This is a genomic window from Thermoflexus sp. (assembly GCF_025055495.1).
Taxonomy (GTDB): domain Bacteria; phylum Chloroflexota; class Anaerolineae; order Thermoflexales; family Thermoflexaceae; genus Thermoflexus.
On the sequence record NZ_JANWXB010000256.1, the window covers coordinates 1 to 13,012 of the forward strand.

The window sequence follows — 13,012 nt, forward strand, 5'->3', positions numbered from 1 at the left end:
CATGTTCTCCAGGCGGGCTAGTGCATCCCTTGGTGTATTCGCATGGATGGTGGTCATCGATCCCTCATGGCCGGTATTCATCGCCTGGAGCATGTCGAAGGCCTCCCCACCGCGGCACTCGCCGACGATGATCCGATCCGGGCGCATCCGCAAGGCGTTGATCACCAGGTCCCGCATCGTGATCTCGCCTTTCCCCTCGATGTTCGGCGGGCGGGTCTCTAGGGTCACCACGTGTTCCTGACGCAGCTGCAGCTCCGCCGCGTTCTCAATGGTGATGATCCGTTCCCCCTCTGGGATGAAGCCGGAGAGGATGTTGAGCAGCGTCGTCTTCCCGGAACCGGTCCCGCCGGAGACCACGATGTTGATCTTCGCCTGGACGCAGGCTTTGAGGAACTCCATCACCTCGGGCGTGGCCGAGCCCAGGCGGATCAGGTCATCCACCGTCAGGGGGGTGCGATAGAACTTCCGGATGGTTACCACCGGGCCAATGAGGGAGATGGGCGGGATCACGATGTTCACGCGCGAGCCATCCGGCAGCCGGGCGTCCACGTAGGGCATGCTCTCATCCACCCGCCGGCCCAGCGGGGCGACGATGCGCTCAATGATGCGCATCAGGTGCTCATCGTCCTCGAAGACCACGTTTGTCCGTTCGATCTTCCCACGGCGCTCAACGTAGACCTTCTTCGGGCCGTTGACCATGATCTCCGTGATGGTGTCGTCCTTCAGCAACGGCTCTAGTGGGCCAAAACCCAGGATCTCGGCGACGATCTGTTCGAAGAGTCGTTGCCGCTCCAGACGACTGAGGACAACGTGGTCTTCCATCAGCACGGCATCGAATTTCTCCTCGATCATCGCCCGCAGCTCATCCGTGCGGGAGAAATCCAGGGTGGGCTCCAGTTCCGAGAGAAGTTTCGACTGGATGCGGTTCTTGAGGTCCACGTAAGCATCCCGCATCCCCCCCGTCGTGGGAAGCGGACGACGAGGAGGCGTGGATGGAGGCTCCGGAGCCGGCGGGGTGCGTGCAGGCTCAGGGTTCGGAGCAGGCGAGGGGGAGGGCTGGTTGCCCTGAATCCGCCTTAAGAGGGACATCCTTCCACCTCCTTCACAGGTTCCATCTTATCCATGGGGTGCTCCAGAGTATTCTTCGCTCACGGCCCAAAAGGTCGTGAGGAAACCTTTCCCAACCCTCAACGGCCACTTCGCTTTCGGACCTCCTCGACCTCCTGGGGAGCGAACAGCAACTCCTCAACCCGCCCGGCCAGCTGGAGCATCGCCTGAGCGATGGGCTTGGACCGCTGGGCGACCAGCGGGCTTCCCTTGTTGATGGAGTTCAGCACGGTGACCTCATCCCATGGGATCTGAGCGCCCACTGGATGCTTGAGGGCCTGCTCGACCATCTCAGCGGTGATGCCGAAGCGGCGATCCATCTTGTTCAGGATCATCAACGTCTTCTGCGGCGGGTAGTTGAGCTGGGTGATCACATCGAAAAACAGGCGGGCATTCTTGATCGTCGGCACATCGGGCGTGACCACCAGCACGATCTGCTCTGCCTCGTCCAGGATCAACAGCGTGGTGTCTGTGGGCTGAGTTGTGGTGTCGACCACCACAACGTCGAATAGGGTCCGCGCCATGGTCAGGATACGCTTCATCGCCTCGGCGGTCACATACTCGGCCAGCTCCGGCCGGGGCGGGGCCAGGAGCACCTTCAACCCGGAGGCATGGGAGAGCAGGGAAAGGGTGAACGCCTCCGGATCCATCTCGTCCATCCGAGCCAGGTCCGCGATGTTCCGGGGTCCTTGTAGGTTGAGGAACACCCCAACGTCTCCGAAGGGCAGGGAAGCGTCGATCAGGGCCACGCGGCGCTCCGGCTTTTGCAGGGCCACGGCCAGGTTCACCGCGATCAGGGTGGTTCCCACCCCTCCCTTTGGGCTGTAGACCGCCACCACTTTCCCCTGGGGTCCGCCGCGCCCCACCCCGGGCCCCATCGGCCCTGGTGAGGGCAGCACCGGCGGCGGCCGGCGCATCCGATGCACCCGGCGAACGGTGGCGACCAGCTCGTCCGCCGAGAAGGGTTTGGGGAGGAAATCCCGGGCCCCGGCCAACATCGCCCGCCGCAGGTAGTCTGCGTCGCTCTGGACGGACATCATCACCACCTGGGCGAGGGGCGCAGCCTCCATGATTTGTTCCACAGCTGAGATCCCGCTCATCCCCGGGAGGTTGATGTCCAGTAAAACCACATCGGGTTGCAGGTTGCGGGCCAGCCGGATTCCCTCCTCAGCATTGGCAGCGACGCCTACCACCTCCACATCGTGCTCAAACATCAAGAGCTTCTTGAGGTTCTCCCGGGTCTCTGGGACATCGTCGATGATCAGAACCCGAATCCGTTGATCCGCCATGCTCCCTCCATCAGATCCTCAAAATAACATGAAGAAAGACGGCTCACACCCCGCATGCGTGCAAACCAGAGAGCGAACTACCGGAGGGCTGAAAAAGAAACCGATCACCACCTTATTGTGCTCCTCATCTGCGCCGCTTCGCAATACGGTTCCATCCGGCACGGCCCTGATCCGAAGGGCACATTCCCACGATCGATGGCTATCGACATGGCTCTCGAGCGAATTGATCTGGACAACCCGGCCCCACATCGGGTGCTAGATCGAAATTGTCAGCAGGCGGAATGGAGATGCCCATACGCTCTACCAGAGCGTTCAGGGTAACCGGGTTGGTCTGCACAATTTGGTTATCCGTAGGATTTCGCAATGCAAAATCGACCACGGCGCCGGATTCGCGAAGCCATTGCAACACCAGCGCATCCTGCTGGCTCACCAACAGAACGATGAACTGCTGGCGCGGCCGTGGGGCGGGCGTCGGCGTGGGTCCAGGGGCAGGAGTGGCCACCGGGGTCGGCTGCGGCCGCTGAGGGGCCTCGAAGGAGCCCACTGCTAGCACCTCCACGTTCTGCAACACCAGCTGGCTCACCCGATGGACCACCCGCTGATTGGGATCCACCAGGGCAACCTGAGCGGCTGCCGGCGGATCTATACCGAGGGCAACCAACCGACGGGCCAGATCTTCATCCAGCGGCCGATAGAAGATCTCGCCGTCCGCCAACGGCTTGGTCTGAATAAGGGAAAACGTTACTAGCACATCCACCCTATCGCCTGGGGCGAGGTTGAAGGCCACTGCTGCCGCCTCATCCACCGGGAAGGCGAAGGCGACTTTGCCCGGAGGGACAAAAAGCGCGGCTTCCGAACCCCAGCGGGCCGCCTCCGCGGGTGCTACCGCCAGATCCTCTGGCACGATCGGCTTCTGGCGGGGGATATCCACCCGGGCGATCTTTCCGATGACCTGTCCGGTATCTGTGAATGCGCCCTCCGGGAGGACCTCCACCGGCCACCCACGTAGCGCCACATCGGACGCGGTGATCACCGCCCCACGGGGGATGTTTTGCGCAGCGATCACGATCGATTGCAGGAAGGGCGGCGTGGGCGTCGCCGTCGGTGCGGGAGCTGCAACGAGACGAGGCAAGAGCAACAGAGCTGCAGCCATGAGAATCAGAATCAGGACAATCAGCAGCAACAACGTTGGATTTCTGCGTCGACGCATCCCTTCGCCTCCAGATCCAGCTTAAAGCCGACAAGGACATGTCGTGGTTATACGAGTTGCCAGCTCGAAATCAGTCAGATGAGATAGAGGAACCCCATCCTCGCTCTACTCCCACGGTCCAGCGGTTGTGGAACGGGGGCAGAAAGGACTCCCCAGCGCAACTCGCGCTCACTAACATTCATTATATGCCGTTCTCTGTTCATTGGATAGACCATTGGTCCCATCAGGGGAGACAGCTCGGAGGAATGCCCCGGTGGATGTTCTAGAGAATCCTCCAGGGGCTTCCACGGATTCCCCTGTTCAGCGCCAACGTCGTCTGTGGGCGATCAGAAAGGCCAGGAAGGCCAGGCCTCCCGCCACTACGGGCCCCAGCAGGCCCCATCCGGTGTCCGGCAGGCGCCTAGTCACGCCCAGCGGAGGGCTCCCTCCACCCACTCCGGGATCTCCAGCAAAAGGGGGCGGGGCGGCCCCACCGCCCGGCGTCGCCGTGGGCATGGAAAAGACCGTCGGAGTCAGAGTGGGCGGTTCGGGGGGCTGGGGTGAAGGCGTGGGCGCCGATGGCATCGGCGTGGATGTGGGAGTGGCGGGTGGAGCGGGGGTTTCGGTAGGCGTTTCCGTGGGGCTGGGTGTGAGCGTGAAAGTCGAGGTGGGTGTGGGGGATTCCACAGGCGTCGCGGTGGGCGTGGGCAGCGGCGTGGGTGTAGGGCCAGGTGTAGGGAATTGAGCATTCACCCGGCCAGCCCAGCTTAGAGCCAAGAGAACTCCTATCCCGCATCCTAAACCACCCTTAAGGATCCTGCCCATCATCACATCTGCCTCTACGCATGAAATAGATTCTACCCCGCAAGCGCATCGCCGACAGATCCGAGGGACTCCCCTCAATCGCTATGGAGAACAGCGATCTGAAGATGACCCGTCCAGTTTGCCAGGGCTCTGAGGCAAGATTCAAGAACGTTTATGGCAATCATAGCATAAGCTTTTCCGGTCGTGTAGTCTGGGTCTTGCCGAGAAGCAAGGTGATCAAAACCGGCAGCCGACTGCTAATCTCCGAAGCCCCAATCCCCAGGATCCGGGTTGGGGATGTGGACTACAGATTCGCACGCTCTTCAGTTAGAAGAAGTCTAACCAGAGTGGCAGCCCCCCTTCCCTTCTTCATGCCACTTGAAAGAGGACATGGAAGAATAGAACAAAGGAGGAAAGCAAGTTCATGCGGTGACGGGCGCTGAAGGCACCCAACATCCCACGAACCCTTCCGAGGCCAAGCATGAATGACTTGACAGTTTGGGTTAGAGTCGTATAATCGAGATAGACTTCTCCTATAATATTGGCTGCTCTTCAAGTCCTGAAAGATCCGTGTAGCGAGTCTTCAGGGGGAACTGATGAGAAGACGCATAGGCCAAAGCCTCGTAGAGCTGGCGATTCTGTTGCCGGTTCTGTTGATCATGGTCGGTGGGTTAGCAGAACTGGGATTTGCCTTGGCGGCTTATATGAGCCTCCAGGATGCGGCCCGGGAGGCAGCCCGTTTCGGTGCCGATGGAGATCCCTGCGGCGGGCAGGATCCGGAGTTGCCGGATGTGACTTGCACAGATGTGAGCGGATTTTATGAACCGGTTGCCCGACGGTTCGATCAAGCATTCGCCCCTTACCGGTTAGTCAACACGGCAGGTGATGACATTATCATCTCAGTGTTCGGAGTGCGCGAAAGCGGAGCGCTGGCCTGGCGTCTTCCCAAAGATCACCCTTCAGGCTGGTCCCGATTCGGGAATCAGGTTTCCCGAGTAAGCAACGCTTACATCGCTGCCGTAATGGGCCACAGTCCCAGCAAGGGAATCCTGGTGGTAGAGGTTCACTATCGACATTTCCATCGACTCGGACTGTTCAGGTCGATCCTCCCCGACCCGATCCCGATGTATGCCATCGCTTGGATGCCTTTGCCCTCCGCAGATCCTCTGCGATGAGGCGATCATTCCGAGGCTTAGAAGGAGAGGATCCGATGCAAAGATCGGGCCAGATCGTCGTGTTGTTTGCTTTGATGCTGGTCGTGCTTCTGGCTTTCACCGGCTTAGCGCTGGATGGAGCGCGACTCTACATGGCGCGCAACCGTCTACAGCATGCGCTGGACGGAGCCGCCCTGGCTGCAGCGAATCAATTCCGAATCGGCCGCACCATGACTCACATTCGCCAAGCTGCGTTGGATGTTCTGAACGCTCAGGGCTTCAACGTGGCTTTAGTTCAGGTTTACACATGCGATGATCCAGGCCCATACGCTAGCGAGCTTTGCACAAACCCCCGCCGGAAACTAGTGAGGGTCGAAACCACCGTTGAAGTGCCGATGACCTTCATGCGAATTTTGGGCTGGAACAACGTTTCCCTGAGGGCCTCCACCACGGGCGAGGCGGCTTCCGTAGATCTGGTGCTGATCATCGACAGCTCTGAGTCTATGGCCTACGATACGCCAATGGTGCTCGCTTCTTCAAGCCCGATCGTCTGTATTCCAACCAACAGCCCCAATCCCAATCCAGCCTGTCCCAGGCCCCAGCGGCCCCACTTTTGCAATCTTACAGATCAATGCATGCCGATGCGACAGGTTCGTCAGGCCGCCCTGGATTTCACCGCTCAGATGTATTATCCCTATGATCGCGTGGCAGTGATCTCTTTCGATCGTCGAGCCCATTTGCATCTGGACTTGGTTAACGGAGATAATCTGACCGCAGTTCAAAATGCAATCCGAGGAATTCAGGTGTATGATCAATCTCTCTCCAGGGATACGGCTGTGTGCGCGGGAATGTTTTGCTCAGGGGAAAACTGCCAGCCTGTTATGCAAAAGATCCCCGGCACAGGCGTGGATCCCCGTCCCTGTCCCAGCAGCAATGTGGCAGGGGCGCTCCGGCTGGCCTATAATATCCTGGCTACTCAGGGCCGTCGGGATGAAGAGGGTGCCCTGTGGGCAGTGGTGATGTTGAGCGACGCCAGCCCAAACGCTACAGACCCCATCGAGGGGTTCCCTGAAGGCCTGTGCCCTCGGTACAACTCCAATCCCCCTCCCGGCTCTTCAGACCCCACCTGGTATTGGGGGGATCCCAGCTATCGCCCGTTCTGCCAGGATGGGGATTTCGAAGAGCGACATCTCAGCAACAGCAGCCGGTATGACGCCGAGGATGCGGCTTTGGACATGTTAGATGTGCTAAAGGAAGCGAAGGTGGTGATTTTCTCGATCGGATATGGGAACCTGATGCATAACCTGAATGTGCTTCCCGGGGGAGGACGCGACCGGAACTTGGGGGAGAAGTTCATGCGCTACGCGGCCGACTATACCGATGGAGATAACCAAAAGGCCTGTCTACAGAGCGGCAACGATTGGTTTGATCCGTGGGCGGTTTGGAAGCCCCAGGGAGAGAGCTGTAGCAACTACTTCTATGCACCGGATGCTGATGCCCTCCAGATGATCTTCCGCGAGATCGCGCGGCGTATTTTCACTCGGATTAGTCGTTGATTGAGAACAGATTCATTCCGCTCGATTCATTGACTCTTTATGTTAACTCAAGGCGATGAGCTTATAGGGCCATCAAGAATTCTTCGCCATAGTGGTTTCCGCAACTTCTTAAAACGAAACAATACAGGGGACGACCCTTTCATGATTTTGGTCGGTTTTCGGAAGGGATATAGAAAGGAGAAATACCATGAAGCAACGCGCTCAAGGGACTTTGGAATTCGCTATTGCCTTGCCAGTATTCCTAATGCTTGTTTTCATGGTGATCGAGCTGGGCAGGGTTTTCTACGCCTGGGCTACCATCGAAAACAACGCCCGCGCTGCTGCAAGATATCTCAGCACTGGGCAGTATGATCCTTCTTACTGCAGCGCAGGTTGTGCGACCGACGGGGATCGGGCCCAAGCCCGTCTTCAATCCGGCATAGCCCGCGCACGAGAGATCCTGTTTGGGTTGTTGATCACTTCCTTCGGGAATCAGGCGGGCGGCTCTGGGGATAACGTCCCTGGGTTTTACGGGGTCACCATCTGCAGCAGCCGTCAGGGGTTTGAATTCGACCCCGTAACGCTAGAATGCCGCCCGACAAATGATGCAGGGGGTCCAGGGGATCGGGTGATTGTGGTCATCCGGCATAATCACATGGTGATCACGCCAATCCTCCGGCAGATCACACCCTTCATCCCGCTGATCGCCCGCCGAGACATCATTAATGAGGAATTCCGCACTGTTCGCCTCTTGGGCATGCCGCCCACCGTGGTCGGGGGTGAGCTTCCGACAGCCACGCCCACTCCGTTGCCTACGCCCACCTTTACACCGACGCCCTCGCCGACGCCATCCCCAACGGCGACTCCAACTCCAACGCCGACTTTTACGCCCACCCCCACCCCAACCGCCACGCCGACGCGGACGCCCACGCGGACGCCCACGGTGACCCTAACACCTACCCCGACGCCCACGCGGACGCCGACGCCAACTTTATGCCCTCCTTCGATCTGCACGCCGACGCCCACCCCAACTGCCACGCCGACGCGGACGCCCACGCGGACGCCGACGGTGACCCTAACGCCTACCCTGACGCCCACGCGGACGCCTACGCCGACTTTATGCCCTCCTTCGGTCTGCACGCCGACGCCTACCCCAACCGCCACGCCGACGCAGACGCCCACGCGGACGCCGACGGTGACCCTAACGCCTACCCTGACGCCCACGCCGACGATCACGCCTACATGGACTCCTACACGGACGCCTACCCATACGCCTACTCGAACCCCAACCTCAAACCCGCCTACACCCACTCGAACAGCGACGCCGACTCCTGGAGGATACGATGGGTGATGATGAAGAATTTGGAGACGGGAGCTGCCTTGGGCAGCCCCGCCCCTCCGTGGATGGATTCGGATTGTCAAACTTGTCTGCAGCCCAGTGGCTGAAGACCAACGGGTAACCCAATAGGCTATTCCTTTGACTGGTTCTGAATTCGGGATCTTGAGAACAAAATGCTGTCTGAACTGGATTGCAGGTCTTTATAAGCGGGCGAGGTCACCAAAGATGGCCTCGCCCGCTTATAACATGAACCGGTCTCCTCTTCCCAAGGCCCTCTGGGCCATGAGCCAAGGGACGAGGGAAGGACCGCCATTCCGGCACTCCTGCCTGTCGGGAATAGAGCCCCGCATGTCTATACTTCCAAGATCTACTCGGAGAGTTAGAAATGAGATCCGGCCGGCAATCCGGAAACAGGCTCATTTTATTGAGCCTTATTCTGTTCGGCGCTAGCCTGTGGCTCCTGTTGATTAGAGGGGGAATGGTGCTGGCCCAATCGCTGCCCCCGCCGGAATGGGCGACGCCGCGGCCTAATGCCGCCCGAATCCGGTTGGCTGGCACGGAAAGTCTGTCGAACACTCGATGGCAGACAATCGTGATCGGCATCTCCCCTCCAGGTGCTAGTGAGCTGTGGATCACCCGAGAGAATGTGATCCAGACTCCGACTCTGTCAAGCCTGCGCTTGGGATTCGGGGGATTAACATATCCGGATCTGATCACACGCGTTCAGGCCTGGGCAGAGCCGATGGATGGAGAAATCACCTGGACTGTTGAAACAACCGGAGTTGTCTTCTATGGGGTGCAATTCACCCACACCTTGTTCGCCTCCTGGGCCACTACCGTCTACGCACGTTATGATTCCCCAGAGTACATAGTCACCTTCGGCGTGATCGGTGGCCCAGGCTTTGAATATGGGATTGGATCTTATGTCAAAATCCCGAACGTATATACAATCACCTACGCGCGGGTATTCTCCGCATATCCGGATGTTGCGGATCCATTCCCGATTTATACCCCAGATGGGGCCTACTGGCCGGTGATCCGCATGCATCCCCCCTCGGAAAGCCGCGCCTGGATCACCTACGCGCTTCGAATCGGTGATCTGCGGGAGGACACGGCGAATCCGCGCCCGGATTTGATCTGGCTGACTCCTTCACTCCAGCTGGTTGAAGGTGGACAGGTTCGTATCCGGGCCGAAATCCGTAACAATGGCTCCGTAAAAATTCCCGAACGAATCGGCGGGTTCCTGGCTGCCCTTTATCGGCGCTTGCCAGATGATCCCCCGGCTGGGCCGCTGGACGGCAGGGGCTGGGTTGCGTGGATGAGAGGTTCGCTGGGAGATTGGCTCCCCCCCATGGACCCTGGGGCTCAGCTTCCTGTCTCCGCAACCACCGGGCTGGAAGCGGGCAAATGCTTTTTCCTGTATGTGGACGTAGACCCTTACTACGAAACCACAGTCGGTCGGGTATGGGAGTCGAATGAGGCGAATAATGTAGTTAGGATCTGCCCGCCAACGGTCTATCTTCCCCTAGTGCTTCGGAACAGCCCATAAGGGATCTGATGTTGCAGAAGGGCGGCTCCGCAGGTCCCGTGGTGAGGTTCGCCTTAAGTAGATCTCCAGAGAGCTTTCGCCCCGCGAGGCTCAGATACCGGTGGCGTGCATATGGCGCTTCCCCCAAGGGAAACGTTTCGTCTTACAACGGCCCCTTCTCTCTTCGCCTAGGGATAGAAAAAAGCTCATCCCTCTCCCAAAATAATGATGGATTCCCCTATCCCTCCATCCCCTTCCCCACACCACGGCGTGGTGCGATAATCGAGAACTCCATATGCTCGCGGATGGAGCAACGCCTCCTCCGCGGATGACCATGCCCACAAACCAATCGCCTGATGGCTGGATTCGAGCGAGGTAGACGGAGCGTTGGAGCACCCGGATATGAAGCGTTCACCCTTTCATGTCGTGATCAGCATCGTCGTCCTCTTCGGATGTCTGTCAAGGCCTGCGCCGGTGACGATTGTGGCGGACGGCCAGCGGCGCACCGTTTACCTTCGCGCGGCTACCGTACGGGAGGCGCTGACGCAAGCCGGGATCTCCTTGGGGGATCTGGATCAGGTTTCCCCGCCGGAGACGGCCCGGATCGCCCCAGGGATGGTGATCACCGTGACCCGGATCACCCAGACATTGGAGATCCAGGAGGTTCGGATCCCCTTTCCCCGCCAGATCCTGAAAGATGCGCGATTGGCCCCAGGGGAGACCCGTCTGATCCGCCGCGGCGAGCCCGGCCTCGAACGCGTGACTATCCGGATCACCTGGGCGGACGGCCAGCCGATGGAACGCCAGGAGATCCAGCGGGAGCGCGTGCGGGATCCGGTGCCGGAGATCGTGGCCGTCAGCCTGCTGGGCGAGGTGGTCTCTATGCCGATCTCCGGCACCCTGGTCTTCCTGGCCCGGCGGGACGCATGGCAGATCGCTGGGGAAACCTCCCGGATCCTGCGGCTGACGAGCCTGGGCGACCTGGATGGCCGGATCTTCACGCTGTCCCCAGATGGCCGCTTCCTCCTATTCTCCCGGGCTTCCTCGACAGCCCCTCGATCCCTTCTGAACACCGTATGGGGGCTTTCCCTCGGGGCGGATCCTCCCCGCCCGCAACCGGTAGGCCTGGAGAACGTGCTCTGGCTGGAATGGGCCCCTCAAGGGGATCGCGTGGCCTTCGCCACCGGGGAGCCCAGCCCGGGGCCGCCGGGCTGGCGGGCGCACAACGACCTCTGGATCGGCCGATGGGCGGATGGACGGATCGAAGCCCGGCGGGTGCTCACGCCGACCGCCGGTGGCCCTTACGGGTGGTGGGGGATGACTTGGGCCTGGTCTCCAGATGGGCGTCGCCTCGCCTTCGGACGGACCGATGGGATCGGTGTGCTGGATCTGGAAAGCCGGAAAGCCATTCCATTGCTGACCTTCCCTGTTTACGAGACCCGGAGCGCATGGGCCTGGGTGCCCGCGCTCTCCTGGTCTCCGGATGGTCGATATCTCGCCGCGCTGGCCCATGGTCCTCCCCGTTCCGGAGAGCCTCCAGAGCAATCCACCCGGTTCGATCTCTGGATCCTGGCGGTAGACGAAGGATGGGCGCGCCCATTGATCGAAGACGTCGGGCTGTGGGCAGGGATCCTCTGGAGTCCCCAGGGATTGTTCTTTGGCCAGGCCCACCAGCCAGAGGCCGGGGATGCCTCGCGCTATGATCTCTACTGGGTGGATCACGATGGCAGTGACCGACGGCGGCTGTTTCCGCCGGAGGGAGAAATCGGGTTCGGCGGCCAGCCGGACATGCGCTGGGCCCCCGATGGTCAGGGCCTTCTGGTCCGCTACCAGGGCGATCTCTACTATATCGCCATCCCTTCGGGCCAGGTCTATCGGCTGACCGCGCAGGGAGACATCGCCGCAATGGCGTGGCGGTGAAAGGAGGTCGTTCGCGAATCAGAGCACGAATGCCGCGAAGCGGCAGAAGAACCGAAGCCGGCCTGAAAGGCCATGGCCCCTTCCCCTTTCTCCCCCCTCCCCACCGCCCTCTGGGCGATGGGAGGGGGGAGAAAAAATCTTCCAGGGGGTGTGGGGAACTTTTAGCCCTCCGCATCGTCCCCGAAAACTTCCAAATCAAAAATCGGTAGTGGGGAATTTTAGGTGATCATCGAGGATGAAGGGGATCGAAATTGGTGAAGGAGAGCTCGCCCGATGGCCCCGTAGGGGCGAAAGATTTTTCGCCCCTACGGGGGAATGGCGATCGCCAGGAACCGCGGGCCGCGTGAGCATATAGAACAATGAACGCTCACCTCTCCATTGTGGAGGGTTCCACCGAGGATAGAACGAAGCCCTTGATCGGACCGAGAGGGCGGAGGTAACGGGGTGTCGCGAGAGGGAAATCGGCATAAACCCCTCGACGCTCCGGAGGCAGCAGAGCGGCGATCTGGACCATCAATTCATCGGTGGCCTCCCGCAGGGCTTCCCGACTTCGTTCCTCCGGGATCTCCACATGGAAAGGCGGTCCAAAGACTATCCGAACGGGCGTGCGCCGGAGCCGACGGATGTTGAACTTGAAGTGATCCGTCCCATCGACGCCTACCGGCACGATGGGTGCTCCCGTGCGCCAGGCCAGATAAACAGCTCCTTCCTTCCCCCGGATCAGCGCGCCCGTGGGGCTGCGCGTTCCCTCGGGAGCGATGAGCAGAACCCCACCCATCCGAAGAACCTCTAAGGCGGTGTGGACGGCCCGACGGTCGATCTCTCCTCGTCGGACCGGGAAGGCATCGAAGGCGCTGACCAAGGGGCCCAGGACCACATCGCGGAAGACCTCGGCCTTGGCCATGGGGAGCACTTTGCGTCGCAGAAGGCTAACCACCAGGACCGGGTCCAGAAAGCTAATGTGATTAATGGCCAGGATCACGGGTCCGGAGGGAGGGATGTTCTCCAACCCCACCACCTCCAGGCGCAGCACGATCCGATAGGCGAGATGAAGCAGGAAGGTCAGAAAGCGGCGCAGCCACGAGTGCCGATGGACTCGTGTGGCGGTCGCCCAGCGGGAGGCTCGTTGAAATACCCGTCCTGTCTC

The 13,012-nt window shown here is 60.3% G+C and carries 11 protein-coding genes; 6 read left to right on the forward strand and 5 right to left on the reverse strand.

Annotated elements, in window-relative coordinates:
• The 4 genes from NZM16_RS08400 to NZM16_RS08415 all read right to left on the reverse strand — a co-directional run.
• On the reverse strand, window positions 1-1,089 hold a 1,089-nt coding region (locus NZM16_RS08400; protein ID WP_295479908.1), incomplete at its 3' end, for a CpaF family protein.
• 98 nt (window positions 1,090-1,187) lie between these two features.
• On the reverse strand, window positions 1,188-2,396 hold the full coding sequence (locus NZM16_RS08405) for a response regulator (RefSeq protein ID WP_295452543.1): 1,209 nt from the start codon (window positions 2,394-2,396) through the stop codon (window positions 1,188-1,190).
• 199 nt (window positions 2,397-2,595) lie between these two features.
• Entirely contained in the window at window positions 2,596-3,606 is a 1,011-nt protein-coding gene (gene cpaB, locus NZM16_RS08410) for a Flp pilus assembly protein CpaB (RefSeq protein WP_295452546.1), read from the reverse strand.
• A gap of 300 nt (window positions 3,607-3,906) precedes the next feature.
• Window positions 3,907-4,041 (reverse strand): hypothetical protein, encoded by a 135-nt coding sequence (locus NZM16_RS08415; protein WP_295452548.1) that lies wholly within the window; start codon window positions 4,039-4,041, stop codon window positions 3,907-3,909.
• Window positions 4,042-4,123: 82 nt separating this feature from the next.
• On the opposite strand from NZM16_RS08415, the gene NZM16_RS08420 reads away from it, so the two are divergent.
• The 6 genes from NZM16_RS08420 (at window position 4,124) to NZM16_RS08445 (ending at window position 11,865) form a co-directional block, all read left to right on the forward strand.
• Window positions 4,124-4,330, forward strand: a complete 207-nt coding sequence (locus tag NZM16_RS08420; RefSeq protein WP_295479910.1) for a hypothetical protein — start codon at window positions 4,124-4,126, stop codon at window positions 4,328-4,330.
• Between the two features lie 655 nt (window positions 4,331-4,985).
• Window positions 4,986-5,564, forward strand: coding sequence for a TadE family protein (locus tag NZM16_RS08425; RefSeq protein WP_295452553.1), 579 nt, complete (start codon window positions 4,986-4,988; stop codon window positions 5,562-5,564).
• A gap of 35 nt (window positions 5,565-5,599) precedes the next feature.
• A complete protein-coding gene (locus tag NZM16_RS08430) occupies window positions 5,600-7,099 on the forward strand; it encodes a pilus assembly protein TadG-related protein (protein WP_295452555.1) in 1,500 nt (499 codons plus the stop codon).
• Window positions 7,100-7,286: 187 nt separating this feature from the next.
• Window positions 7,287-8,429, forward strand: coding sequence for a TadE/TadG family type IV pilus assembly protein (locus NZM16_RS08435; protein WP_295479912.1), 1,143 nt, complete (start codon window positions 7,287-7,289; stop codon window positions 8,427-8,429).
• A gap of 466 nt (window positions 8,430-8,895) precedes the next feature.
• Window positions 8,896-9,966: a hypothetical protein gene (locus tag NZM16_RS08440; protein ID WP_295479914.1), complete on the forward strand. Its 1,071-nt coding sequence runs from the start codon at window positions 8,896-8,898 to the stop codon at window positions 9,964-9,966.
• 381 nt (window positions 9,967-10,347) lie between these two features.
• Window positions 10,348-11,865 (forward strand): G5 domain-containing protein, encoded by a 1,518-nt coding sequence (locus tag NZM16_RS08445; protein ID WP_295452562.1) that lies wholly within the window; start codon window positions 10,348-10,350, stop codon window positions 11,863-11,865.
• Between the two features lie 367 nt (window positions 11,866-12,232).
• Here the strand turns inward: NZM16_RS08445 and NZM16_RS08450 are convergent.
• Window positions 12,233-13,012 (reverse strand): 1-acyl-sn-glycerol-3-phosphate acyltransferase (locus NZM16_RS08450; protein ID WP_295479916.1); only part of this gene is annotated, 780 nt, incomplete at its 5' end.